The sequence below is a fragment of the Gordonia phosphorivorans genome, assembly GCF_042432625.1.
GTDB lineage: Bacteria > Actinomycetota > Actinomycetes > Mycobacteriales > Mycobacteriaceae > Gordonia > Gordonia phosphorivorans.
Genome location: NZ_JBHLWV010000012.1, coordinates 95,849 through 120,266, shown reverse-complemented (window position 1 = coordinate 120,266; position 24,418 = coordinate 95,849). Strand labels below are relative to the sequence as shown.

Annotated in this window: 27 protein-coding genes; 12 read left to right on the top strand and 15 right to left on the bottom strand. The window is 69.4% G+C overall.

The window, feature by feature from the left end:
* Nucleotides 1-11 precede the first annotated feature (11 nt).
* On the top strand, nucleotides 12-1,268 hold the full coding sequence (locus ACFFJD_RS04155; RefSeq protein ID WP_382361363.1) for an Rv3212 family protein: 1,257 nt from the start codon (nucleotides 12-14) through the stop codon (nucleotides 1,266-1,268).
* Nucleotides 1,269-1,278: 10 nt separating this feature from the next.
* Here the strand turns inward: ACFFJD_RS04155 and ACFFJD_RS04150 are convergent, their stop codons facing one another.
* A complete protein-coding gene (locus ACFFJD_RS04150; RefSeq protein ID WP_382361360.1) occupies nucleotides 1,279-2,070 on the bottom strand; it encodes a ParA family protein in 792 nt (263 codons plus the stop codon).
* 52 nt (nucleotides 2,071-2,122) lie between these two features.
* Complete coding sequence (locus ACFFJD_RS04145) at nucleotides 2,123-2,542, bottom strand: hypothetical protein (RefSeq protein WP_382361357.1); 420 nt, start codon at nucleotides 2,540-2,542, stop codon at nucleotides 2,123-2,125.
* Nucleotides 2,543-2,678: 136 nt separating this feature from the next.
* Here ACFFJD_RS04145 and ACFFJD_RS04140 point away from each other — a divergent pair, with 136 nt between their 5' ends.
* Nucleotides 2,679-3,641 carry a diacylglycerol/lipid kinase family protein gene (locus ACFFJD_RS04140; RefSeq protein WP_382361354.1) on the top strand — a complete coding sequence of 321 codons (963 nt, stop codon included), beginning with the start codon at nucleotides 2,679-2,681 and terminating at the stop codon, nucleotides 3,639-3,641.
* 279 nt (nucleotides 3,642-3,920) lie between these two features.
* Entirely contained in the window at nucleotides 3,921-4,175 is a 255-nt protein-coding gene (locus tag ACFFJD_RS04135; RefSeq protein WP_246991742.1) for a WhiB family transcriptional regulator, read from the top strand.
* A gap of 138 nt (nucleotides 4,176-4,313) precedes the next feature.
* Here ACFFJD_RS04135 and ACFFJD_RS04130 read toward each other — a convergent pair whose 3' ends face one another.
* On the bottom strand, nucleotides 4,314-5,837 hold the full coding sequence (locus ACFFJD_RS04130; protein WP_382361351.1) for a sensor histidine kinase: 1,524 nt from the start codon (nucleotides 5,835-5,837) through the stop codon (nucleotides 4,314-4,316).
* A 16-nt stretch (nucleotides 5,838-5,853) separates the two neighbouring features.
* Nucleotides 5,854-6,072, bottom strand: coding sequence for a biotin/lipoyl-binding carrier protein (locus tag ACFFJD_RS04125; RefSeq protein WP_382361348.1), 219 nt, complete (start codon nucleotides 6,070-6,072; stop codon nucleotides 5,854-5,856).
* A 94-nt stretch (nucleotides 6,073-6,166) separates the two neighbouring features.
* Here ACFFJD_RS04125 and ACFFJD_RS04120 point away from each other — a divergent pair, with 94 nt between their 5' ends.
* Nucleotides 6,167-6,241, top strand: a complete 75-nt coding sequence (locus ACFFJD_RS04120; RefSeq protein ID WP_369758845.1) for a 50S ribosomal protein bL37 — start codon at nucleotides 6,167-6,169, stop codon at nucleotides 6,239-6,241.
* A gap of 101 nt (nucleotides 6,242-6,342) precedes the next feature.
* Here the strand turns inward: ACFFJD_RS04120 and rsrA are convergent, their stop codons facing one another.
* On the bottom strand, nucleotides 6,343-6,621 hold the full coding sequence (gene rsrA / locus ACFFJD_RS04115; protein WP_382361345.1) for a mycothiol system anti-sigma-R factor: 279 nt from the start codon (nucleotides 6,619-6,621) through the stop codon (nucleotides 6,343-6,345).
* Entirely contained in the window at nucleotides 6,618-7,436 is an 819-nt protein-coding gene (locus ACFFJD_RS04110) for a sigma-70 family RNA polymerase sigma factor (RefSeq protein ID WP_382361342.1), read from the bottom strand. The genes rsrA and ACFFJD_RS04110 overlap by 4 nt, the downstream gene beginning before the upstream one ends.
* Nucleotides 7,437-7,460: 24 nt before the next feature.
* Between ACFFJD_RS04110 and ACFFJD_RS04105 the strand changes: the two genes are divergently transcribed.
* Entirely contained in the window at nucleotides 7,461-8,201 is a 741-nt protein-coding gene (locus ACFFJD_RS04105) for an SOS response-associated peptidase (RefSeq protein WP_382361339.1), read from the top strand.
* On the top strand, nucleotides 8,198-8,680 hold the full coding sequence (locus tag ACFFJD_RS04100; protein ID WP_382361336.1) for a DUF5313 family protein: 483 nt from the start codon (nucleotides 8,198-8,200) through the stop codon (nucleotides 8,678-8,680). The genes ACFFJD_RS04105 and ACFFJD_RS04100 overlap by 4 nt, the downstream gene beginning before the upstream one ends.
* A gap of 18 nt (nucleotides 8,681-8,698) precedes the next feature.
* Here ACFFJD_RS04100 and ACFFJD_RS04095 read toward each other — a convergent pair whose 3' ends face one another.
* Nucleotides 8,699-10,189, bottom strand: coding sequence for a flavin-containing monooxygenase (locus tag ACFFJD_RS04095; RefSeq protein ID WP_382361333.1), 1,491 nt, complete (start codon nucleotides 10,187-10,189; stop codon nucleotides 8,699-8,701).
* An 82-nt stretch (nucleotides 10,190-10,271) separates the two neighbouring features.
* Entirely contained in the window at nucleotides 10,272-11,624 is a 1,353-nt protein-coding gene (locus ACFFJD_RS04090; protein ID WP_382361330.1) for an FAD-binding oxidoreductase, read from the bottom strand.
* A gap of 165 nt (nucleotides 11,625-11,789) precedes the next feature.
* Here ACFFJD_RS04090 and ACFFJD_RS04085 point away from each other — a divergent pair, with 165 nt between their 5' ends.
* Nucleotides 11,790-12,731, top strand: coding sequence for an NADP-dependent oxidoreductase (locus ACFFJD_RS04085; RefSeq protein ID WP_382361328.1), 942 nt, complete (start codon nucleotides 11,790-11,792; stop codon nucleotides 12,729-12,731).
* Nucleotides 12,732-12,770: 39 nt separating this feature from the next.
* On the opposite strand, the gene ACFFJD_RS04080 is transcribed toward ACFFJD_RS04085, so the two are convergent.
* Nucleotides 12,771-12,947, bottom strand: a complete 177-nt coding sequence (locus tag ACFFJD_RS04080; RefSeq protein WP_345313794.1) for a hypothetical protein — start codon at nucleotides 12,945-12,947, stop codon at nucleotides 12,771-12,773.
* 141 nt (nucleotides 12,948-13,088) lie between these two features.
* Between ACFFJD_RS04080 and ACFFJD_RS04075 the strand changes: the two genes are divergently transcribed.
* Together ACFFJD_RS04075 and ACFFJD_RS04070 are read left to right on the top strand one after the other, a co-directional pair.
* Entirely contained in the window at nucleotides 13,089-13,922 is an 834-nt protein-coding gene (locus tag ACFFJD_RS04075; protein WP_382361325.1) for an aldo/keto reductase, read from the top strand.
* Between the two features lie 35 nt (nucleotides 13,923-13,957).
* Entirely contained in the window at nucleotides 13,958-15,157 is a 1,200-nt protein-coding gene (locus ACFFJD_RS04070; RefSeq protein ID WP_382361322.1) for an aminotransferase class I/II-fold pyridoxal phosphate-dependent enzyme, read from the top strand.
* 134 nt (nucleotides 15,158-15,291) lie between these two features.
* Here the strand turns inward: ACFFJD_RS04070 and ACFFJD_RS04065 are convergent, their stop codons facing one another.
* Complete coding sequence (locus ACFFJD_RS04065) at nucleotides 15,292-15,762, bottom strand: NUDIX hydrolase (protein ID WP_382361319.1); 471 nt, start codon at nucleotides 15,760-15,762, stop codon at nucleotides 15,292-15,294.
* 87 nt (nucleotides 15,763-15,849) lie between these two features.
* Between ACFFJD_RS04065 and ACFFJD_RS04060 the strand changes: the two genes are divergently transcribed.
* The 3 genes from ACFFJD_RS04060 to rsgA are packed head-to-tail and all read left to right on the top strand — an operon-like array spanning nucleotide 15,850 to nucleotide 18,620.
* On the top strand, nucleotides 15,850-16,227 hold the full coding sequence (locus ACFFJD_RS04060; RefSeq protein WP_345313801.1) for a VOC family protein: 378 nt from the start codon (nucleotides 15,850-15,852) through the stop codon (nucleotides 16,225-16,227).
* 57 nt (nucleotides 16,228-16,284) lie between these two features.
* A complete protein-coding gene (aroA, locus tag ACFFJD_RS04055) occupies nucleotides 16,285-17,601 on the top strand; it encodes a 3-phosphoshikimate 1-carboxyvinyltransferase (RefSeq protein ID WP_382361316.1) in 1,317 nt (438 codons plus the stop codon).
* The gene (gene rsgA, locus ACFFJD_RS04050; protein WP_345313803.1) at nucleotides 17,598-18,620 is read left to right on the top strand and encodes a ribosome small subunit-dependent GTPase A; all 1,023 of its coding nucleotides are present in this window, start codon (nucleotides 17,598-17,600) and stop codon (nucleotides 18,618-18,620) included. The genes aroA and rsgA overlap by 4 nt, the downstream gene beginning before the upstream one ends.
* Nucleotides 18,621-18,627: 7 nt before the next feature.
* Here rsgA and ACFFJD_RS04045 read toward each other — a convergent pair whose 3' ends face one another.
* The 5 genes from ACFFJD_RS04045 to ACFFJD_RS04025 all read right to left on the bottom strand — a co-directional run bounded on the left by ACFFJD_RS04045 (nucleotide 18,628) and on the right by ACFFJD_RS04025 (nucleotide 24,416).
* Nucleotides 18,628-19,851 carry a fatty acid desaturase family protein gene (locus ACFFJD_RS04045; RefSeq protein ID WP_382361312.1) on the bottom strand — a complete coding sequence of 408 codons (1,224 nt, stop codon included), beginning with the start codon at nucleotides 19,849-19,851 and terminating at the stop codon, nucleotides 18,628-18,630.
* Nucleotides 19,852-19,899: 48 nt separating this feature from the next.
* The gene (locus ACFFJD_RS04040; RefSeq protein WP_382361309.1) at nucleotides 19,900-21,189 is read right to left on the bottom strand and encodes a fatty acid desaturase family protein; all 1,290 of its coding nucleotides are present in this window, start codon (nucleotides 21,187-21,189) and stop codon (nucleotides 19,900-19,902) included.
* Nucleotides 21,190-21,262: 73 nt separating this feature from the next.
* Nucleotides 21,263-22,381, bottom strand: a complete 1,119-nt coding sequence (locus ACFFJD_RS04035; RefSeq protein ID WP_382361306.1) for a ferredoxin reductase — start codon at nucleotides 22,379-22,381, stop codon at nucleotides 21,263-21,265.
* 89 nt (nucleotides 22,382-22,470) lie between these two features.
* The gene (locus tag ACFFJD_RS04030; RefSeq protein ID WP_382361303.1) at nucleotides 22,471-22,965 is read right to left on the bottom strand and encodes a DUF6912 family protein; all 495 of its coding nucleotides are present in this window, start codon (nucleotides 22,963-22,965) and stop codon (nucleotides 22,471-22,473) included.
* Nucleotides 22,962-24,416: a wax ester/triacylglycerol synthase domain-containing protein gene (locus tag ACFFJD_RS04025; protein WP_382361300.1), complete on the bottom strand. Its 1,455-nt coding sequence runs from the start codon at nucleotides 24,414-24,416 to the stop codon at nucleotides 22,962-22,964. The genes ACFFJD_RS04030 and ACFFJD_RS04025 overlap by 4 nt, the downstream gene beginning before the upstream one ends.
* Nucleotides 24,417-24,418 lie beyond the last annotated feature (2 nt).

The following is a 24,418-nucleotide window of genomic DNA, read 5'->3' as shown; positions in this document are numbered from 1 at the left end:
ACACCTCCTCTGTGGCCGCCCGCATCGCGCCCGAACGCCGCACCCGCCTGGATCTGACGATCACGGCGGTGATCGTCGTGCTGGTCGTGCTTGCGGGCGTCCTGCTGTGGTGGACGGCTCCGGCCCGGACCACCGAGCTGCGTACGGCCACCGAGGAGCCGGTCGCACTGCTGCCCACCGAGAGTCTCCCGACCGCCTACCGGGAGCTGTGGCGTGCACCCTCACCGGCGACGGACGTCCCCGCCGTCGGTAAGGCCACCGTGGTCACCGGCGACGGCGGCACCATGGCCGGGCGCGATCCGGCGACCGGCCGGGCCCTCTGGAGCTACCGTCGCGAGGCACCGCTGTGTGCGGCCATCGCCGCCTGGCCCGGCGGCAACAACGAAGCCCTGGGCGTGTACCGCAACAGCCGCGGCTGCAGCGAGGTGACCGCGCTCGACGCGAACACCGGCGAGCGGCGCGGGAACCGAACCAGCGACGCCGACGACGCCATCACGCTGTCCTACGACCAGACCTTCGCCCTGGCCGCCGGCGACACCCGCCTCGAGACCTGGGGCACCAATCTGGTGCGCGGTATCGAGTACGGGCGCGTGGACGCACCGGTCAACCCGGACGTGGCGCCGAATCGGGACGCGTGCCGCCTGCACTCGGCGGTCTCCGGGGACAGCCGGGTGGCGATCATCGAGCGCTGTGCCCGCGACGAGGGCTACCGGCTGACGGTGCTCTCGGCGACGCTCACCGAGGACGAGAAGATCCGCGAGTGGGGTTCGGAATTGATCACCACCTCCGCGCAGGGCGCTCCCCCGGCGGTCATCGCCGCCACCGACTCCATCGTCACGGTGTACGACGGCGGCGGTGCCACGGATCGGCCCGACCCCACGGTGCGCACGTTCGGCACCGACGCGGTCGAACGCGGCGCGCGTTCGGTCGACGGCGAGAGGGTGCCTCCGGCTCGGAGTCATCCGCTCACCGCCCAGGCGTTGACCACCTACTGGACCGGCCGCTCCACCCTGGTGCTCGACAGCAACACCGGTGAGGCCCGCGTACAGATCACCGACACCCTCGGGCCCGGCGAGTTGGCCACCGGTCTGCTGATCCCGGTCGACGGGGCGATCAGCGTCCGCGATCCGGTCACCGGCCGGGAACTGCGGCGCGTGCCGGTGGACCGCGGCGACTACCGCGGCGTGGTGTCGCTGCGCACCCTCGGCCCGTACGTGATCGAGCAGCGCGGCGACGAGATCGTCGTCCTGGGTCCGCCCGCCGAGTGAGCCGACCGGCTCAGTCGGTGAATTCGAAGGTCGCCAGCGGCTGCCCGGCCCAGTGCTTCCGGAGGTTCTCGGCCAGTTCGCGATAGGCGGTGGCGCCCTTGTTCTTCCGGCCGCGCATCACCGAGGCACCCGAGGCCGAGGCCTCGGCGAAACGCACGGTGCGCGGGATCGGCGGGGAGAGCACCGGCAGGTCGTAGCGGTCGGACACGTCCGAGAGCACGTCCCGACTGTGCGTGGTGCGCGCGTCGAAGAGGGTGGCCACGGTGCCCAGCAGCTTCAGGTCGGGATTGGTGATCTGCTGGACCTCGGTGACCGTGCGCAGCAACTGGCCCACCCCGCGGTGCGCCAGGGTCTCGCACTGCAGCGGCACCACCACCTCGTCGGCGGCGGTCAGCCCGTTGAGCGTCAGCACCCCCAACGACGGCGGGCAGTCGATGAGGATCACGTCGTAGTCCTGCGCCACCTCGGCCAGTGCCCGCTTGAGGGCGTACTCCCGGCCCGGCCGCATCAGCAGCAGCGCCTCGGCACCGGCCAAGTCGATGGTGGCCGGCAGCAGGGTCACGTTGTCTTCGGTGTCGAGCAGCACATCGGCGATGTCCTGGGCGCCGATCAACACGTCGTGCACCGATTTGGTGAGCGTGTCCGGGTCGTGTCCGAGCGAAAAGGTCAGGCAGCCTTGCGGATCCAGGTCCACCACCAGAACGGAGACGTCCTGATCGGCGAGGGCGGCCCCGACGGAGGCGGTGGTGGTGGTCTTGGCGACCCCACCCTTCTGGTTCGCGATGGCGAGCGTACGCGTCATGGCCCCAACCCTAGTGTGCGGCCGCGCACACCGAACTCAGGCGTGGGTCATCTCATGCGTCCGGGGGAAAGCTGTCGGCGGCCAGGTACTGCTGGGAGACGGGCGCGAAGATGAGGCCGAGGATCACCACGACCAGCGCCATGATCGGGGCCCCGATCACCGGCAGGTGACTGTCGGTGAGCAGCGACCACCCCACCGGGGCCAACAGGATCTGGGTGATGACGCCGATCGCGCGCCCCCACCGTCGCCCCCGATAGATGGCCAGGCCACCGGCCAACACTCCGCCGCCGATCAAGACGAACCACAGCGCGGTGCCGTAGCCGCTGATGAAGTCCTCGTGATGGTTGCCGCCCGCGGCGCGCATGACCAGATAGATCGCCACGGCCACTCCGGCCGCGCCCTGGAGGGCGACGAGCCCGCCCGCGCAGCGCAGGGGCAGGGGTACCGGTGATGCCGAATCGGGAGTGCTCACGCTGCCCAGCTTATTGCCGGATCCGAAATACGCACACTCGGCGGCCGCTCACCGGCAGGCCGCGACCGCCCGCGCGGCCCCCCGTTGCCCACTCCGCGGCGGTGGCCGCCGGAGACCATCGGTAAGCTGTTCAATCGTGCGCGTCATGCTGGTCACCAATCCGTTTGCCACCTTCACGACCCCAGCCGGTCGAGACACCCTGGCGAACACGCTGAGCGCACGCTACGACGTCGACGTCGAGCACACCACGCACCGCGGCCACGCCGGCGAGCTGGGCGCCCGCGCGGCAGCCGAAGGCTACGACGCGATCGTGGTGCACGGCGGCGACGGCACCGTGAACGAGGTGGTCAACGGCCTCCTCGGGACGCCCGATCGATCCGACCCGGTCGACCCGGCCGCCCTCCCCGCGCTCGGCGTGGTGCCCGGCGGAAGTGCCAACGTCTTCGCCCGCGCACTCGGCATCGACCGCGATCCGATCGTGGCGACGGCCCAGTTGATCAAGCTGCTCGACGCCGGAAGTCGCCGCCCGATCAGTCTGGGCCACACCCTGAACCGGTGGTTCCTGTTCAACTGCGGCATGGGCATGGACGCGATCGTCGTGCGGCGGATGGAAGACAAACGGCGCGCAGGCAAGAAGGCCACCGCCCAGCTCTACTTCCGCACCACGCTGGCGGCCTTCTTCTCACCGAAGGTGGTCCCGCCGGCCTTCACGGTGACCGTGCCGGATCGGGAGCCGATCACCGGCGTGCGCTTCGGCTTCGTCAGCAATACCGGCCCGTGGACGTATTTCGGCACCCGCCCGATCGCCACCAATCCGACCACCACCTTCGACAGCGGCCTCGGGATCTTCGCGGCGACCAGCATCTCCCCGAGCCGCAACATCCTGCTGGGCAGCCAGCTGCTGCGCGGTGTCGACGATCCGCACGCGGCACATCTCTACCGCGACGACGATGTGGAATGGGTTCGTTTCACCGGCGACGAACCCGCCGACGTTCAGATGGACGGCGATTATCTGGGCCGATTCACCCAGATGAACTTCGGTTGCCGCACAAATGTGTTGCACGTCGCAGCGGCTCGACCGGAGCCGACACCCAACTGATACACGCAGGTCACAGCGCCGCTACCGCCTGGTAAGCATGGATTCACCTCCTTGCCAACCCCTTGTGACTTATTCGGCAATCAACCGATAGCTCTAGCCAAAGCCGTCGGCAGGCTAGTACAACGGTTACAGACAGCAAAACGGCACCCCCATGTGCGCCCTTCGGAGAGCGCTTGCTAGGTGAAGCACCTGCTGTTCCACAGCCCGAAAAAATACCCATTAAAGCCTCTCTGCGCGTCGTCGAGCGTGCACAGGAGCATATTTTCAAGGAGAACTGACATGGACTGGCGTCACAATGCCATCTGCCGCGATGAGGACCCGGAACTGTTCTTCCCGGTGGGCACCAGCGGCCCGGCCATCGCGCAGGTCGCCGATGCCAAGCTCGTCTGTCAGCGCTGCCCGGTGACCGCCGAATGCCTGAGCTGGGCTCTGGAGACCGGTCAGGACGCCGGCGTCTGGGGCGGCATGAGCGAGGACGAGCGTCGCGCCCTCAAGCGCCGCAACGCTCGCACCCGCGCCCGCAGCGCTGTCTGAGTACGTCGGCGGCGTCGTCGGACGCACCCGCACGACCCGCTAGACCGCACGACCACGAAGCCCGACCGTTCTCTTCACGGCCGGGCTTCGTGCTGTCCTGCGCCGGCCGTCGCCGGGGGCGCGTGCCGGGGCGCGAGTTCAGTGCAGCGGAATCGCGATACTGACCACCGTGCCGACACCGTCGGGGCCCGGTCGCATGTCGATCTCCCCGCCCAGGTCGCCGCCGACCAGGGTCCGCACGATCTGCAGCCCGAGCCTGTCGGAGGCGGTCAGGTCGAAGTCGGCCGGCAGGCCGACACCGTTGTCGCTGACGCGGACGGTGAGGCCCCGCAGGTCCCGTTCCCCGTCGACCACGAGCAGCGCCGGCGCGGTCATACCGACGAAGGCGTGCTCGATGGAGTTCTGCAGCACCTCGGTGAGGACCTGCACCAGCGGCATCGCCAGGTCGGCGGGCAGCACCCCGAGGCGACTGCCGCGCCGCACCTGCACGTTGCCCGCCGCCCCGCCCGGCGACCACACGTCCACCAGCGACGGCAGCAGCCGGTCGACCACCACGTCCAGATCCACCTCTTCGTCGACGCTGCCGGAGAGCATCTCGTGGACCAGGGCGATCGACGACACGCGCTGCACGGCCTCGTTCAAGGCCACGATGGTCTCGGGATTCTCCGAGCGACGCGCCTGCAGCCGCAGCAGGGCCGACACCGACTGCAGGTTGTTCTTGACCCGATGGTGGATCTCGCGGATGGTGGCGTCCTTGCTCAGCAGCGCCAGGTCGCGGCGCTTGACCTCGGTGACGTCCCGGATCAGCACCACCGCACCGTCGGCGGCCGCCCCGGCCCGCAGCGGCACGGCCCGGATCAGCACGCTCGAGCGCCGCGCATCCAGCTCCATGCGCAACGGCAGGTCCGAGTCGGGCAGGGTGCCGCGGCCGTCGACGCCGGCGGCCGCCTCGAGCATCGCGCCGACGTCGACCGAGTCGAACGGGTCGGTGAGCAGCTCGGCGATGACGTCGGAGAGCCGGGCCGACCCCAGGTCGGCCGTCCACCCCATCCGATGCACGGCCGACAGCGCGTTCGGACTGGCGTAGACCACGCGGCCGTCGGCGCCGAGGCGGATGAAGCCGTCACCGGCCCGCGGCGTGGACAGCCCCAGCGAGTTCACCTCGTCCAGCGGGAAGAGACCGTCGACCACCATCCGGCACAGGGCCGCGGCCGCGTCCCGGTAGGCCGACTCCAGCGGCGACGGCGGCAGCGCGTCCCCGGCACTGCCGGCACGTCCCAGCGCGGCGATCACCCGACCGTCGAAGGTCACCGGCACCGCGATGCGGTGGACCAGCAGGTCCCCGAACCGCGCCGGCTCCGCGTCGCGTTCGATCCGACCGCTCGCATAGGCCTCGGCGACCAGCGGATTGGCGCCCTGCGGGCTCGCCGGGTGCTGCACCCGGTGGCCCACCTCGTCGTGTTGGAAGAGCGTCGAGGCGGTGTTCGGCCGCACCTGGGCCACATACACGAGTTGACCGTCGGTGCCGCGGACGGCGAGGACGTAGTCGGCGAAGGACAGGTCGGCCAGCAGCTGCCATTCGGCGACGAGTCGTTGCAGGTGCAGGGCGGCGGGTTCGGAGAGATCGGTGTGCTCGGCGAGGAGGTCGTGCAGGGTCGCCATCGGTCGCGCCCCCGCGTCAGCGCCGGTAGGTGGCCAGCACGTCGCCGGCCCGAATCTGGTCGCCCGGAACCACTCTCACCTGGTCCAGGATCCCCTCGTACTCGGCGATCACCGGGATCTCCATCTTCATCGAATCCAGCAGCATCAGGGTGTCGCCGACGGCCACCCGATGGCCCGGTCGAGCGGTCACTTCCAGAACAGTTGCAACGATCTCCGCGACCACGTCTTCGACCATGGGTGCCATCGTAGGCCATGCGATTACCGCTGATCTGCACCGTCGTGACAGAATCAGGAGCGAACTTCGTCCCTAGAACGACAGGAGGCCCGTCATGGGTAAGCGCGGACGCAAGAAGCGTGCACGGAAGAAGAACGCCGCCAACCACGGCAAGCGCCCCAACGCCTGAGCCTTCCGCTCAGCCAGGAACGCCGACGGCCCGGCCCCGATCATTCGGGGCGGGCCCGTCGTTCTGCTTGCGCTACTTCGCGGGCTACTCGGGGTCTCGGGCTACTCGGGGTCGCGGGCGATGAACGTGTGCGTCTCGACGACGACGGTCCGCCGGATCTGAACCCGCAGCCGCTCACGCAGCCCCTCGGGTGCCGCTTCCCCGCATTTGCGGCGCAGCAGCGCCTTGAGCTTGTCCTGCACCTCGTAGTGCTCCAGGCACGACGAGCAGCCGGTGATGTGGCCCTGCAGTCGTTCGCGGGCGCCGTTGTCGCACTCGTTGTCCAACAGCAGGTAGATGTCGGCCAATACCGCCGAGCAGTCGATGTCGTAGTCGCTCATCGGACGACCTCACTCTTGGCGCGCCCGATACCTCGCTCGTGCGCGACGTCGGCGAGCAGCTCTCGCAGCTGCTTGCGCCCGCGGTGCAGGCGCGACATGACCGTGCCGATGGGCGTGTCCATGATCTCGGCGATCTCCTTGTACGGGAGCCCTTCGACGTCGGCGTAGTACACCGCCATCCGGAAGTCCTCGGGCAGCTGACCGAGGGCGTCCTTGATCTCGTTGTCCGGCAATGCATCCAGTGCCTCGATCTCCGCGGACCGCAGCCCGGTGGAGGTGTGCTCGGCGCTGGCCGCCAACTGCCAGTCGGTGATCTCGTCGGTCGGATACTGTGCGGGCTGCCGCTGCTTCTTCCGGTACGAGTTGATGTAGGTGTTGGTGAGGATGCGGTACATCCACGCCTTGAGGTTGGTGCCGGCCTTGAACGACGCGAAGGCCGTGAACGCCTTGACGTAGGTCTCCTGCACCAGATCCTCGGCGTCGGCGGGGTTGCGCGTCATCCGCAGTGCGGCGCCGTAGAGCTGGTCGAGGAGGGGTAGCGCATCTCGTTCGAACCGGGCGGTGAGCTCGTCCGGAGTCTCCTCCGGCGTAGCCTCATCTGGCAGATCTGCTGGCGACACAGTGATCCCTTCGCTGGAAATGTGCTCCACCAAGTCTAGCGAGCCGCGCAGCGTATGCCGCGCGGAAGTCCTGTCGACGGTTGTCGCGGTCACGACGTCCCTCACTCCCGGGTCGGTTCCTCTGGACATGCCAACACCGACCGCGCCCGAGTTGTTCCGCGCCGACGCCCGGTTTCCGCGCCGCGCGGGCCGCATCGGCGCGCGTGGGACAATGGAGCCATGTGTGGACGCTATGCGGTGACGACGGACCCGGCGCGCCTGGCCGCCGAGCTCGACGCGCGCAACGAGGTGACCGAGGAGACCTCCACGACCCCCAACTACAACGTGGCCCCGTCGACCACCGTGCTGACCGTCGTCGATCGGCACGACGCGAACGACGCCGCCCAGCCGCTCCGTCGTCGGGTGCGCGCCATGCGGTGGGGATTGGTGCCGCCGTGGACCGAGGAGTTCGGCAAGGGTCCGCTGCTGTTCAACGCCCGCGCCGAGACCGCCCAGACCAAACCCGCGTTCCGGAGCGCCGCCAAGAGCAAGCGCTGCCTGTTCCCGATGGACGGCTGGTACGAGTGGCGCAACGGTCCGGTCGGCGCGAACGGCAAGCCGGCGAAGATTCCGTTCTACATGTCCCCCGCCGACGGTTCGCGGCTGTACATGGCGGGACTCTGGGGTGCGTGGCGTTCGCCGGAGGCCCGTGCGGCCGACGACGACACCGCCTGGATCTCCAGCGCCACCATCCTCACCACCGACGCCGTCGGGCACCTCACCGACGTGCACGACCGGATGCCCCTGATCATGCCGTTCGAGTATTGGGACACCTGGCTGGATCCGGACCGACCGATCGACCCCGACCTGCTGGCGCCGCCCGCCCGGGTGTTGGCCGACGCGATCGAGATCCGCGAGGTGTCACCACTGGTCAACAGGGTCGCCAACAACGGCCCGGAACTCATGGAGCCCGCATCGTGAGTAAGCAACGTCCCGGACCGCTGCAGCGCGTCGGCTATCTGCTGGGCCGACCGCTGCCGCCGGAGATGGCCGACTGGGTGCGCAACGACATCACCGGCCGCGGGTACATCCTCCGCTATCTGCTGCGCGGGCTGCTCCCGTTCCTGCCGATCGCCATCGGGCTGTGCTTCCTGCCCGCAAGCTGGGCGGTCCGCGCGGGGATGATCCTGTTGCTCGCCATTCCGCTGCTCTACTTCCAGGTGGCGCTGATGAGCATCTACCGACGCCACCTGCTGCGCAACAACGGGATCGATCCGGAGCTGGCCAACAAGGTCAAGATCGTCCGCCTCTCGGAGGCGGAGGCCGAGTATCGCCGGCAGCACCGCCCGGAGGTGTCGATGGCTCCCTACGACATTCCGACGCAGCCGCCGCGCACCCCCGAGGTGATCGAATCGGTGGTCGTCGAACCGGACACACCGCCGACGCCGCGGGATCCCTAGCACCGCGGCGCGGGCGCGTCAGGCGAAGGCGTAGTCGTCGAGCGGAAAGCTGTCCATCTCGCGCAGCGTCGCCAGCGTGGAGCTCGGCCGCAGGAGCGTGGCCTCGCCGTGCTGGTTGAAGTAGTAGCTGCGGGAGCCGGAGCAGTCCCCGGCGTAGAACACCGACGAGTCCAGCGCGGCGGCGGACCTATCCAGGAAACGAGTGTTGGCCGCCTCGGTCACCTCGAAGGTCTCGCTGCCCCGGCGTCGTAGCTCGCCGAAGAGCCGTGCGATGTGCTTCATCTGCCCCTCGATGGTGGTGAAGTAGCTCAGCCCGCTGTACGAGTACGGGCTGTTCAGGCTCAGGAAGTTCGGCATCTTGGGGACCGTGATGCCCTCGTAGGCCTGGAAACGTCCCTCTCGCCACCATTGACCCAGGTTCCGGCCGTCCCGTCCGATGATCTCGAAGGCCGGGAAGTTGGTGTCCCACAGATTGAATCCGGTCGCCAGCACGAGCGTGTCCACCATGACCTTGGTGCCGTCCGCGCAGACGATGCCGTCCGGCTCCACACGCTCGATCGACGAGGTCTGCAGGCTTACGTTCGGCTGGTTGAACACCCGGAAGTAGGTATTGGAGAAGGTGGGGCGCTTGCATCCGAAGTCGTACGTCGGGGTCAGTCTGCGACGGGTGTCGGCGTCGCGCACCTGGGCGCGCAGGTGTGCCTTGGCCAGCAGCACCGCCAGCCGGTTGCCCGGCTTGGCCTGCTTGTAGTGCAACACGCCCAGCACCATCAAGGCCTCGAGCATGCTCGTGTTGACCAGCCGCGCGGCCTTCTGCGTGAGCGGCACCTTGGCGAACACGGCCTGCACCGGGGCGGGGATCGGGAAATCCACCTTGGGCACCACCCAGATCGGCGTGCGCTGAAACACGGTGAGCGCCTTGGCCTTCCGCGCGATCTCCGGGATCAGCTGCACCGCGGTGGCACCGGTGCCGATGACCGCGGCACGCTGACCGGCGAAGTCGTAGCCGTCTTCCCAGGCGGTGGTGTGGATGATCTTGCCGGCGAAGGTCTCCATGCCCGGGAAGTCCGGCGTGTGCGGCTGGGACAGGAAGCCGGTCGCGGTGACCAGATAGCGAGCGGTGCGACTGCGGCCGTCGGCGGTGTACACGGTCCAGAATTGTCCGTCGTCGTTCCATTCCGCCCGTTCGACGACCACCCCGAACTCCATGAACCGGCGCAGGTCGTACTTGTCGGCGACGTGCTCGGCGTACTTCTTGAGTTCGGCCCCGGGCGCGAACAGCCGCGACCAGTGCGGGTTGGGCTCGAACGAGTACGAGTAGGTCACCGACGCGATGTCGACGGCCAGCCCCGGATAGTGGTTGACGTGCCAGGTACCGCCGAGATCGTCCTCGCGCTCCAGGATGGCCAGATTCTCCAGGCCTTGGCGTCGCAACTCGATCCCGGCACCCATACCGCCGAAGCCCGCGCCGACGATGACCGCGTCGTGGTCGAGGTTCTCTGTACCCATCAATAGCCCACCTAACAGTTACTGTGACAGACACTCACAGTAACTCAGGTCACGCGCCGAACACAGGGCCGGTGCCCGGACCTCAGAGGCCGAGCACCCCCGGATTGAGCAACCCGTCCGGATCCAGCGCGCGCTTGACCGCCCGCATGGTCGCCACGTCCACCCGGTCACGCCCGAGCGACAGCCAGGGCGCCTTGGCCCGCCCCACCCCGTGCTCGGCGCTGATACTGCCGCCGAGGGCGGCGACGGCGCGCAGGACGCGATCGGTCAGCTCCTCGGCGCGCCCCGGCTCGACGTCGAGCAGGTTGACGTGCAGATTCCCGTCCGCGAGATGCCCGAACAGGATGGGGCGGGCCCCCGCGGCGGCGGCCAGTTCTTGCACGGTCGCCACGAACGCATCCATCGCGGCGGCGGGGACCGTGAGATCGAGCTTGACCACCGGGGTGCTCGAGTCGCGCGCGATGGACTCGGTGTGCCGTTCGCGCAGCGCCCACAACTCCGCCGCCGGAGTGTCGTCGAGCACGGCCGCGGCCGCCGCGGCCCGGTCGAGCACCGCCGCCAACTCGCCGACATCGGCACCGGCGACCTCGATCAGCACGGCGAAGCGAGTGCCCGCGGGCAGGGCCCGACGCAGCCCGTGGCGATGCACGAGGTCCAGGCCCGCCGCGGTCATCAACTCGGCCGCCTGCAGGGTCATCCCGGCCCGCTCCACCGCGTCGATCAACGCCGACGCGTGCGCCACACTGTCCGCACCGACCACGGCCACCGCACCGCTCCGGCTCGGCGGCACCAGCGCCAGCAGGGCCCCGGTGATCACCGCCAGCGTGCCCTCGCTGCCGGCCAGCAGTCCGGGCAGGTCGTAGCCGACGTTGTCCTTGCGCAGCGGACGCCAACGCCGCAGGACCTCGCCGGAGGCGAGCACCGCCTCGATGCCGAGCAGTTGGGCCCGCATGCCGCCGTAGCGGACGAAGTGAATGCCACCGGCGTTGGTCGCGATCATGCCGCCGACCGTCGCCGAATCACGGGAGGCCAGGTCCACACCGAACGCCAGGCCCGCCGCGGCCGCGGTGCGCTGCACCTGCGCCAACGTCACACCCGCGCCGACCCCGACGGCGCGGGCCGACGCATCGACGTCGTCGAGGCGGGTCAGCCGGGTGCTCGAGAGCACGATCGCCGTCGCGCCGTCGGCCGGTGGCACGCCGCCGCCCACCAGACCGGTGTTGCCGCCCTGCGGGCAGATCGCCACACCAGCCGCCGCGCACCGGCGCACCACCTCCGCGGTCTCGGCGGTGTCCGCGGGGCGCACGACGGCCAGCGCGGCGCCGCTCCACCGTCCCGTCCAATCGGTGAGGTAGCCGGCGACGATCGCCGGATCGGTCAGGACATGACCCGCGCCGACCACATCGGCGAGGTCGGCGAGCAGACGACGAGGCACCGTGCGCGCCCGATCAGCGCTGCTGCTCGGCGTTGATCGGCACCCAACCTAGAACACTCAGTGGCAGCATGGCCGTCCTCTCTCGATGAACTCCCCCGCAACGCTATCGGCCCGCGGGGCGCCGGGCCCCACCCCACGCGGTCGATCGTGTTTACTCTCGACGGCATGGCACAGAAGGACGGCATGGCACAGAAGATCGTCGCGACCCGGTACGGCGAGCCCACCGAGTCGGTGCGGCTCGTTCCCGCCGACGTGGCCGAGCCCGGCCCCGACGAGGTGGTGGTGCGCGTGCTGGCCGCCGGGGTGAATCCCTTCGACGCGAAGCTGGTCCGCGGACAGATGGGCACCGACCCCGCGAAGCTGCCCCTGGATCTGGGCGGCGAAGCGGCCGGAGTGGTGCACGCCGCGGGCGCGGACTCCGGTTTCGCGATCGGCGACGAGGTGGTGGTGTATCCGGCTCGCGCCGCCTTCGCCGAGTTCGTCACCGCACCGGCGGCCAACGTGCACCGCAAACCGTCCGCGCTCGGCTGGGAGCGTGCGGCGGCCCTGCTGCTGGCCGGGGTCACCGCCGCCGATATCGCGGCGACCCTCGGGCTGACCGCCGACGACGTGCTGCTGGTGCACGGCGGCGCCGGGGCAGTCGGTTCCATCGTCGTCGCGCGGGCGGTCGCTCTCGGCGCGACGGTCATCGCGACCGCGTCCGCGGCCAACCACGACTATCTGCGCGGCCTCGGCGCCCTCCCGGTCGCCTACGACGGCGACCTGGCCACTGCGATCGGCGCCGTCGCGCCGGCACCGGTCACGGCCGTGGCCGACACCGCGGGCACCGATGCGGCGATCGACGTCTCGCTGGGTCTGGTGCCGGCCGACCGCGTGGTCAGCATCGCGGCGTGGGGGCGCACCGGCGACGGCATCACCGTCATCGACGGCAGCGGCCCGCAGTCCAAGCGGCATCGTCGCGACGCCGTCCCCGGCCTGCTCGAGGACGCCGCTGCCGGCCGGATCGTCGTGGAGATCGCGGGTGTCTACGACCTCGCCGACACCGGGCGAGCGCTCGCGGCCGTCGCCGGCCGCCACCCGCGCGGCAAGTTCGTCGTGCGCCCGTGACCGGCCGAGGCCGCGACCGGAGCCACAGCTGATCCGGCGCTAGCTTTTCGCGAACGCCTTGAACACGGTGAAGGCGCCCACGATCACCAGCGCCACCACCACCAGCCACATGAAGGCCTTGACCAGCGACCAGCCGATGGAGATCAGAATCAGCACGCCGATGACGATCGCGAGGATCTTCCAGAACGAGGTGCCGGTGGATGTCGAAGTACTCATGGCTCCACCGTGCCCGTAATCGGCGCCGGTGTCACGGCCGGAGCCGGGATCTAGGGGTGAAGATCGGGGTTCCCCCGGAACCACCGGCACGCCAACACGCGCCCGGGAATACCTCGTCGGGTCGCGCCGCTTGAACAGAGCATGAGCTCGGTTCCCCACCTCGTCCTGAACAACGGCGTCGCCATCGACCAACTCGGCCTGGGCGTCTTCCAGATTCCGCCCGCCGAGACCAAGGCCGCGGTCCTCGCTGCCCTGGAGGCGGGATACCGCCACATCGACACCGCCCAGATGTACGGCAACGAACGCGGCGTCGGCGAGGCCATCGCCGAGTCCGGGATCGCACGCGACGAGATCTTCGTGACCAGCAAACTCAACAACAACTCCCACGAGGCCGACGCCGCCAAGGCCGCGACCGCGCGCTCGGTGGATGCCCTCGGCGGCCCGATGGACCTGTACCTCATTCACTGGCCGATGCCCGCGGTCGGCGACTTCGTCGACACATGGCGCCTGATGGAGGGGTTCGCCGCGGAAGGCCTGACCCGCACCATCGGCGTCTCCAACTTTCAGATCCCGCACCTGCGGCGGATCCTGACCGAGACCGCGACGGTCCCGGCGGTGAACCAGATCGAGGTGCACCCGTATTTCCAGCAGGAAGCGCTGCGCGCCTTCGGCCACGAGCACGGCATCGTCACCGAGGCCTGGTCCCCGATCGCGCAGGGCAAGGTGCTGGGCGATCCGGTGCTGACGGCGATCGCCGACGAGGTCGGCCGAACCGTGGCCCAGGTGGTGCTGCGCTGGCACATCCAGCGCGGCGACGTGGTGTTCCCGAAGACCGTCTCCCCGACCCGGATGGCGGAGAACTTCGCCCTCTTCGACTTCGTGCTGACCGAGGCGCAGATGACCCGGATCGCGGCACTGGACGCGAACGCTCGCGGCGGCCCCGACCCGGACCAGTTCAACTGGATTCCCGACTGACGGACCCTCGCCGCGCCGACCTAAGATCTAAGGTCATGAAGTTCTCCCGCCGCGCCGATGCCGTCACCCCGTTCTACGCCATGGAATACGGTCGACGCGCCGCCGAGATCGAGGCCCGCGGCGCGCACGTGGTGAAGCTGAACATCGGTGAGCCGGACTTCGGCGCACCCCCGGCGTTCCTGTCCGAGATCCGCCGGATCGCCGACGGCCGCCCCATGCCGTACACCGGGGCCACCGGCACCGGAGAATTGCGTGCGGCGATCGCCGAGTTCAGTCGCGACCGGCTGAGCGCCCCGATCGCTCCCGAGCGCGTCGTGGTGACCACCGGAGCCTCGGCCGCGCTGCTACTGTCCTGCGCGGCCCTGATCGACCCCGGCGACGAGGTCCTCGTCGCCGATCCTTCGTACCCGTGCAATCGCCGCTTCGCGGAGAGCTTCGGCGCGAACGTGCGGCTGGTGCCCACCGGCCCGGCGACCCGCTTCCAGCTCGACGCCGCCGCCGTGGAGGCCTCGTGGACCGACCGGACCCGCGGGGTGATCACCGCCTCCCCCGCCAATCCCACCGGGACGTCCCTGCCCTACGACGACCTGCTGGCGCTGACCGGCGCGGTGGCCGACCGCGGCGGCTGGCGGATCGTCGACGAGATCTACCTGGGGCTGGCCGACGACGCCCCGGACGGCACCGCGCCGCGCAGTATCGCCGCCGCGGATCCGGGTGCGATCGTGGTGAACAGCTTCTCCAAGTACTTCGGCATGACCGGTTGGCGACTGGGCTGGATGGTGGTGCCCGAGGAGATGATCCCCGTCGCCGAGAAGCTCGCGCAGAACTACTTCATCTGTCCGCCGACGCCGGCCCAGGTCGCCGCGCTGGCCTGCTTCACGCCGGAGACGATCGCGCTCGCCGAGGAGCGGCGCGCGATTCTGCGGGGTCGCCGACAGCTGGTGCTCGACGGGCTGGCGGAGATCGGCCTGCCGGTACCGGTGACCCCGGACGGTGCGTTCTACGTCTACGTCGACGTCTCGGGCACGGGCTTGTCGGCGTCGGAGTTCTGCGATCAGGCGCTGGATCGGGAGCGGGTCGCGCTCACCCCCGGCAAGGACTTCGGCGAGATCGGCGCCGAGCAGTACGTGCGGCTCTCCTATGCGACGAGCGAGGACGATCTCAACGAGGGCCTGTCCCGGCTCGGTGAGTTCCTCGTCGGCAGTAGCGCAGAAGCGCGCACAGCGCGGCGTTGAGTACTATCGTCCCTTGGGTCAGAGGCGCTGCCCGACGCTGGTGTGCGCCTGAATCCCGGTTCTACAGTTTCTGACGCGACCGTGACCGGCAGATCCGCGATCTAGGAGGCCACCTCGAAGGTCGGGACGGCCACCTACCGGGCGGCGGCGAGGATCTCGCGCAGCCGCGTGATCAGCTCCGCCTGCGCCGGATTGGCCTTGGAGATGGCGATCTCGACGTCGAACCAGTCCGCCCGGTCGACCTCGGGGAAGGTGGCGGCGATCCCCGAGCGGGGCGGCCAGATCATCGTGAAGGTGTTGCTGCGCAGGGTCTTCGGGTCGAAATCGCCTTCCACCGCGAACCCGTCCACATACTTGCCGCTGCGCAATCGCACCCGGCCCAGATCGATGGGCGTCCCCGTCGGCGGCGGCTGTCCGGTCTCCTCGGCGAACTCCCGGCACGCCGCGCCGAACGGATCCTCGCCGGGCTCGATGATGCCCTTCGGGAGCGACCACGCGCCCTCGTCCTTCTTCGCCCAGTACGGTCCGCCCGGGTGCACCAGCAGCACTCGCAGGCGGTCGCCGCCGCCTCGATACAGCAGAATGCCCGCGCTGTGCTCAGCCACGACATCCACGCTCGGTCATGGCATCGACGGTAGTCCGCGGACGGCCGTTCCCGGACCACCGTGGAGAACCTGACTACCGTGGAGAACATGGAGATCGTGACCAGCCGGGTGCTGCTGCGCTCGACCGCCCCAGCGGCCCTCACCGACTTCTATCGCGACGTCCTGTCGCTGCCCGTGGCCCGCGAGTATCCCGGCGGGACCGTCTTCCACGCCGGCGCCGGCCTGATCGAGATTCCCGGCCACCTGGCCGGCGACGTCCCCACCCCCGCGGACCTGCTGTGGCTGCAAGTGCGCGACCTCGCCGCCGCCCGCGCCGAACTCGTGGCCGCGGGCGTCGAGATCATCGCGGAACCGGAGACCAAACCGTGGGGGCTGATCGAGATGACCATCCACGACCCGGACGGGCGCGGCCTGATCCTGGTGCAGATTCCCGACGATCACCCCCTCCGGCGCGACCTCCGCTGACCGCCCGGGCAGACGCGCCGGGCCGTCGGCGAGACCGATCATGACAGACTGGGACCCATGACTGCTTGGGCCGCACCGACCGCTGACCTCCCGATTTCCGCCACCGTCGAACTGCCCGGCTCCAAGTCCATCACCAACCGGGCGCTCATCCTGGCCGCGCTGGCCGACGGGCCGTCGCGCCTGACCGGAACCCTTCGCAGCCGCGACACCGATCTGATGCTCGACGGGTTGGCCGCCCTCGGGGCGGGACTCGCCTTTGCCGACGACGATCCGACCGATGTGACCGTGACCCCGATCCCGCCTGCCGCCGATACGCCCGCGGGCACCCGGACCGTGGACTGCGGCCTGGCCGGCACCGTGATGCGTTTCCTACCCGCGGTCGCGGCGCTGAGCACCGGCGACATCGAGTTCGACGGCGACGAGCAGGCCCGTCACCGCCCGCTGGGCACCGTGCTCGACGCCCTGCGCACCCTCGGCGCCGACATCGACGGCGACCGACTGCCCTTCACCGTCCACGCCGACGGCACCCTGCCCGGCGGCCCGGTGACCATCGACGCCTCCGCCTCCTCCCAGTTCGTCTCCGGACTGCTGCTGTCGGCGGCCCGGTTCACCCACGGCGCGCAGATCGTCCACGAGGGCCCGCCGGTGCCGTCCATGCCGCACGTGGAGATGACCGTCGAGATGATGGCCGCCGCGGGAGTCGCAGTGGTCACCGAGGCCGGTCCCGACGGGACGGTGACCCGCTGGTCGGTGGCGCCCGGACCCATCCGCGCGGTGGACTGGGAGATCGAACCGGATCTGTCGAACGCGGCCGCGTTCCTCGCGGCGGCGGCGATCACCGGCGGCTCGGTGTCGACACCCCGCTGGCCCGCCCAGACCACCCAGCCCGGCGCGCAGATCGTGCCCATCCTGGAACGCATGGGTGCGGTCGCCACGCGATCGGACGACGGGCTCCTCACCGTGACCGGTCCGCAGCGCCTGACCGCGGTGGACCTGGACCTGCACGCGGTGGGCGAGCTGACCCCCACCATCGCCGCCCTGTGCGCGGTGGCCGAGGGGACCTCCACGCTGCGCGGCATCGCGCACCTGCGCGGCCACGAGACCGATCGGCTCGCGGCGCTGTCCACCGAGATCAACCGCCTCGGCGGCCACGCCACCGAAACTCCCGACGGCCTGGTGATCGTCGGTACCGCACCGGAGAACCTGCGGCCGGACACCTGGCTCAGCTACGCCGACCACCGGATGGCCACGGCCGGCTGCGCCCTCGCCCTGGTGGTGCCGGGAATGCCGATCGACGACGTCGAGACCACCGCGAAAACCATGCCCGACTTCCCCGCCCAGTGGGCGGCGCTGGTCGGCGCCGGAACGCGATGAGCCGGTCCGCCCGTTCCTACGACGAGTCCGACGTCCGGATCCGTCCGGGAAAAGGCACCCGTCCGCGCACCAAGAAGCGTCCGGCCCACGCCGACGCCGCCACGGCGATGGTGGTGTCGGTGGACCGCGGCCGATGGGGCTGCGTGATCGACGGCGACCCCGACCGGCGGCTCGTCGCGATGCGGGCCCGCGAACTCGGCCGCACCCCCGTGGTGGTGGGCGATCAGGTGGGTGTGGTCGGTGACCTGAGCGGGCGAACGGACACCCTCGCCCGCATCGTGCGGGTGGACGAGCGCAGCACCGTCCTGCGGCGCACCGCCGACGACACCGACCCGTACGAGCGGATCGTGGTGGCCAACGCCGATCAACTGCTGATCGTCACCGCTCTGGCCGATCCCCCGCCGCGCACGGGCTTCGTCGAACGCGCCCTGGCCGCGGCCTACGCGGGCGGGCTGTCGCCGATTCTGTGCCTGACCAAATCCGATCTCGCCGGACCGGCCGAGTTCGCGGCCCACTTCGCCGACCTGGATCTGCCGGTGATCGTCGCCGGACGCGACGACGACCTCACCGAACTCCAGGGTGTGCTCGACGGCCGTCTCACCGCCCTCATCGGCCATTCCGGCGTCGGCAAATCGACGCTGGTCAATCGCCTGGTACCGGATGCCGAGCGCGCCGTGGGCCGCGTCTCCGGCGTGGGAAAGGGCCGCCACACCTCGACGCAGTCGGTGGCGCTGCCGCTGCCGACGCCCGGCTGGGTGGTCGACACGCCGGGTATCCGCTCGTTCGGCCTGGCGCATGTGACGCCCGCCGAAATCATCGACGCCTTCGGCGATCTGCGCGAGGCCATCGAGGACTGCCCGCGCGGCTGCACCCACCTGGGGCCGCCGGCCGATCCCGAATGCCGACTCGATCAGCTCACCGACAGTTCCCACCGACGCGCGATGGCGGTGCGGGAACTGCTGGCCGCGGTGCGCGACGTGGGCCCGGCCGATCCCGGACCGGAGAGCCCCGACGCCTGACGCCGCGTCAGATCAGCGGGCGATGCCGCAGCGAACCGTTGCCGCGTCGGGCCTTGAGCGCACGCAGCGCGGTACGCAGCCCGCCCGGTTGCGCGGGCAGGTCGTCGAACCGGCGTTCCGAAGCGGTCTCCGGGGCGTCGTCGACGGAGTCCCGCAGGAACCGGTCCGGCAGCGCCAACTTGTTGATGGTCCGCAGCGTCCGCAGGTACTGCATGGTGATGGTGTCGGTGTTGTACGGCAGGTCGTACTTGTCGCACAGTTCGCGCACGGCCACCGAGACCTCGGCGAGGCGGTTGCTCGGCAGGTCCGGATACAGGTGGTGCTCGATCTGGTAGCAGAGGTTGCCGCTCATGAAGGCCATCACCGGACCCGCGTCGAAGTTCGCGGTGCCCAGCATCTGACGCAGGTACCACTGGCCCCGCGTCTCTTCCTTCAGCGTGTCGGCGGTGAACTTCTCCGCGCCGTCCGGGAAGTGCCCGCAGAAGATCACCACGTATGCCCACAGATTCCGGACCACGTTCGCGGTCAGGTTCGCGGTGAGGGTGTGCTTGAAGTTCCGGCCGGTCAGCGCGGGGAAGAGCACGTAGTCTTTGCCGAGCTGCCGAGCGGCCTTGCGGCCGAAACGCTTGAACTCCGGAATCGTCTCCTCGCGCGGCTTCTCACCGCGCAGCGTTTCCTTCAGTTCCAGGTCGTGCAGCGCGATACCCCACTCGAAGGTCAGCGCCAGCAGCATGTTGACCAGCGGCTGCGCCAGGTTCTTCGGCTCCCACTGCTCGTCGCGGGTCACCCGCAGGGTGCGGTAGCCGACGTCGTGGTCCATATCGATCACGTTGGTGTACTTGTGATGGATGTAGTTGTGCGAGTGCTTCCAGTGCGGGGCCGCGCACACCATGTCCCACTCCCACGAGGTGGAGTGCACCTCGGGGTCGTTCATCCAGTCCCACTGCCCGTGCATCACGTTGTGCCCGAGTTCCATGTTCTCGATGATCTTGGCCAGCGACAACGCGACGGTGCCCGCCGCCCAGAACGACTTGCGGTGGCTGCCGAACAGCGCGAGCCGTCCGGCCACCTCCAGGGCACGCTGGGCCATGATGGTGCGCCGCAGGTACTTCACGTCGCTCTCACCGAGTTCGGATTCGATACGACGACGCAGCGCATCGAGTTCGACGCCGAGGGCTTCGACGTCCGCATCACTCAGGTGCGCGTATTCATTGATGTCTGAGATGGCCATTACAAACCATTATGCCTGTGTGTCAGATTTCTTGGCCACGGACGCCCGCTATGCCGCAAAACCGCGCTGAGAATCGACCGCACTGGGCACCCCGCGGCGGCGCTCGCGCAACCGCACCATCGCCGACTTCAGTCCCCGCCGACGTCCGGTCCGCGGATCGACCTGCGCGACCAAACGCTGCTCCGGATCAGACTTGAAGCGCAGCTCCGAGGCCGTCTCCGGCGCATCGTCGCTGGTGGCCTTGAGGTACTTGTTCGGCAGCGACAGCTTGGCGATGGTGCGCCAGGTCTTGGCGTACTGAACCGGGAACGAGCCGGTGGTGTACGGCAGGTCGTACTCGGCGCAAATCGCTTGCACTCGCACGGAGATCTCCGCCAGGCGATTGCTCGGCAGGTCCGGGAAGATGTGGTGCTCAATCTGATACGAGAGATTTCCACTCATGAAGGCGAGCGTGGGCCCGGAGCGGAAGTTGGCGCTGCCGAGCATCTGACGCAGGTACCACTCACCCTGGTTCTCCACGGCCATGTCCCGCCTGGTGAACTTCTCCGCTCCGTCGGGGAAGTGCCCGCAGAAGATCACCGCATTGGTCCAGACATTGCGGATCACATTGGCCAGGAGGTTCGCGGTCAATGCCTTGCGGAAGCCGCGGCGGCTGCGGGTGGCCGCACCGACGAGCGCCGGGTACACGACGTAGTCCTTGGCGGCCTGCTTACCGATCTTGCGCCCGACGACGTTCAGGTTCTTCTTGAGCTCGAGCTTCTCTTCCTCGGTGGTGCGCTTCTTGGCCAACTCGAGGTGCTGCGCGGCGACGCCGTACTCGAAACCCAGCGCCAGCAGCGTATTCCACGCGATGTTGCCGAGGTAGAACGGGCGCCACCGCTGATCGCGGGTCACCCGGAGCAGGCCGTAGCCCACGTCGTCGTCCATCCCGAGCACATTGGTGTACTTGTGATGGACGAAGTTGTGCTGGTGCTTCCAGTGGGCGCTGGGACCGGCGTTGTCCCACTCCCACGACGTCGAATGCACCTCGGGATCGTTCATCCAGTCCCACTGCCCGTGCATCACGTTGTGCCCGAGCTCCATGTTCTCGATGATCTTGGCGACGCCGAGGGCGCCGGCACCGGCCCACCACATGCTGCGCTTGCCGGAACCGAAGATCAGTGCTCGACCGCCGAGTTCCAGGCCGCGCTGGAGGCGCACGGTGTTCCGCAGGTACCGGGCATCACGCTCACCACGATCGGCCTCGATGTCGGTGCGGATCTGATCGAGTTCCCGGGCAATGGCTGCCACGTCGTCCTCGCTCAAATGCGCGTACTCCGGAATGTCCTTGATTGCCACAGGCGCTCCTTCCTACGTTTCCGTAACTTACGACAGCGTAGGTTACGGGATCGTAGGTTGTCCAGCCTCTGGGCTAAACGTCCAGCGTGCAGTCGCCCGCGGCTGCGCTCACACACGTCTGAATGCGCTCGCCCTCGACGTGTTCGACCCCGGTTCGCAGGTCGCGGACGGCGCCCTTGTCGAGCATCACGACGCACGTCTGGCAGATACCCATCCGACAGCCGTACGGCATGGGCACCCCGGCCTGCTCGCCCGCCTCGAGGAGCGTGGTGGCGCCGTCGACCTCGATCTGCTTGTCGCGGGTACCGAAGGTCACCACACCGCCCTGCGCGTCATGCGCACCGCGCTCGAGCGCGAACCGCTCGATGTGCAGCGCCCCGCCCACGCCGGCGCCCTCGTAGGCTGCGGTCAGCATGTCCAGGAAGCCGCCCGGCCCGCAGGCCCAGGCCTGCCGCTGCGCCCAATCCGGGCACAGCGTGGTGAGCGAGTCCGCGTCCAGGCGCCCGTCGGTGCGGGTGTACCACGGCCTCAGGGTGATCAGACCCTCCTCGGCCATCTCCGCGAGCTCGTCGCCGAAGAGCACGTCGGCCTCCGACGGCGCCGAATGCACCAGCACGACGTCGGCGTGCCGACCCCGGCGCCGCATGGTGCGCAGCATCGACACGATCGGCGTCACACCGCTGCCCGCGGTCACCAGCAGCAGCTTCTCCGGCAGCGGCTCGGGCAGAACGAACTCCCCCGCGGGCGCGGCCAGCCGGACCACGGTGCCCGGGGCCAGCCCGTTGACCAGGTGCGAGGACAGGAAGCCCTCCGGCAGCGCCTTGACCGTGATCGCGATGGTCTTGTCGCTGCGCGAGGTCTCCGGGTCGCTGGTCAGCGAGTACGACCGCCAGGTCCACCGCCCGTCGACCGGAATGCCGATGCCGACGTATTGGCCGGCGTGATAGTCGAACGAGAAACCCCAGCCCGGACGGATGACGATGGTCGCCGAATCCGTGGTCTCGGCGGTCACCGACACGATCTTGCCGCGCAGCTCCCGCGCCGACCAGAGCGGATTGGCCAGGTGGAGATAGTCGTCAGGAAGCAGCGGCGTGGTGACGCGCGCGAAGGCGGCGCGCAGCCACTGCGACCTCTTGCTGTTGGACGAGGCCACCGTCGCCGGCGCCTCGAATCGTTCCCGCCATGAACCCATTGCGACTCCCTTCCCAGACCAGCCTACCTACGGCCCCGTAACTTACGGAACCGTAACATTCCGCGCAACCCGGTGCCGCCGGTGGCCGGTCAGAGGAGTTCGAGCAGGAACGGCAGCTCTTGGGTGGCATACCAGGCGAGGTCGTGGTCCTCGGCGTCGCCGAGCGTCAACTCGGCGTCCTCGTCCCCCAGATCGGCCGCGTCGATGCAGTCCACCGCCGCGCGCACCGCGGCCTCGGCGTCGGCGCCGTCGACGTGGACGGCCACCACCTGCTTCTGGGTCACCGGCCCGCTGATCCGCACCACGGCGGTGTCCAGGTCCGGGCGCGCCTGCGCATCGGAGCGTTCGGCCACCACCACCACGCGGCGCACCGGCAGCTCGGTCTCCTCGGCGGCCAGCAGACGCAGGCTGGCCCGTGCCGCGTCCCGCAGGGCGACCTCCGCCAACTCCTCGTCGTCGCCGGCCACATAGGCCTCACGCAGCGCCGGGGTGAGCGCGAAACCGGTGCCCCCCAACGGCATCCATTGATCTTCCTGCAGCAGGCGCTGCACATCGGTCAACGTGGCGGGCAGATAAACCCTCATGAATTCACCTCGGGATCGAAGGGGCGCGGACCGAAACCGCCGACGGCGAGTTCCTCACACGATTCTGCGACGTAATCGACCATCGCGGGCAGATCGCCGATCACGGCGCGGTCAGCGAGGAAGCCGAACTCCACCCGATCGACGTATTCGTTGACGCTGATCGCCAGCGCTCGCTGCCCGGTGAGCGCCGGAATGGTGAACAGCCCCACCACCGGGATGCCGCCGACGAAGCACTGCTCGATGCGGTGATCACCCATCCGGATGGGCACGTTGTACGACCGCTCGAACAGACGATTGAACACTCGCGTGGACAGCTCGGCGAAGGGCACCACGCCCAGTTCCGGCAGCATCGGCCGCAGGCCCGGGGTCATGCGCCGCTGCGACTGCGAATACCGGTCGGCCAGGCCGGCCACCTGCATGAGGCGCACGGCCGGGGCATCCTCCCCGACCGGCAGATCGGTGACGAACTCCGCGCCGCCCTCGCCCATCCAGCCGCCCTCGCGGCGACCGTCGACCATCGCCTCCCGCGCGCCGAGCGGCAACACCGCGCGCATGGTCTCGCCGTGGCCCATCGACTCGTTCACCGACAGCATCCAGCGCCGCATCACGCCGGTGATGATGCCCAGCAGCACGTCGTTGAAACTGCACTCGAAGTGCTCGGCGATGCGCACGCAGTCCGCCCGCGGAACGCTGGTGAACGTGTACAGCCGGGCCGCGGTCGTATCGGTGTTCAGCGGATTGTCCGGCGCGGTGTTGACCAGTTGCTGCACGGTGCTGCCCACCAGTCGCGCGGAGCGATCGGCGAGGGTCAGCAGGTCGGCGACGGGTCCGCTGCTGCGGAAGAAGGACTCGACCAGTTCACCGGGGCGCGCGAAGGCCTCGGCGAGCGCCCCCAGCATCACCGCGCTGGCGCCCGGCGGCCGCCCCGGCATCCACAGCTCGTCCGGGAACGCCGGGACCTCGGCGACGTCGTCGGCGATCACCTCGCTGATCTCCAGCCCGGATCCGTCGCCGAGCAGACACCGGTGGGTCTTGGTCAGGATCGCGAGCCGACCGTCGGACAGGCCCTCGATCAGATACATCTCCCACAGCGGCCGCGTCCGATCCAGCGGACGCGACATGATGCGGGCGATCAGCTCCTGCAACTGTTCGTCGCTGCCGGGCTGCGGCAACGCCGACATCCGGACGTGGAAGGTGATGTCGAAATCGCGATCGTCCACCCACAGCGGGCGGGCCAGCCCGAGGGTCACCTCGGTGACCTTCTGCCGGTAGTGACGCACCGACTGCAGTCGGTTCTCCACGAGCGTGACCAGCCGCGGATAGGTCAACGGCGGCTGACCGTCCACCGCGCGCGCCGGATCCAGGATCAGCAACGCACCCAGATGGGTGGTCGAACCCGCCCCGTCCAGGAAATAGAACATCGCTTCGTCCGGCGACAGTCGATTCACCATGA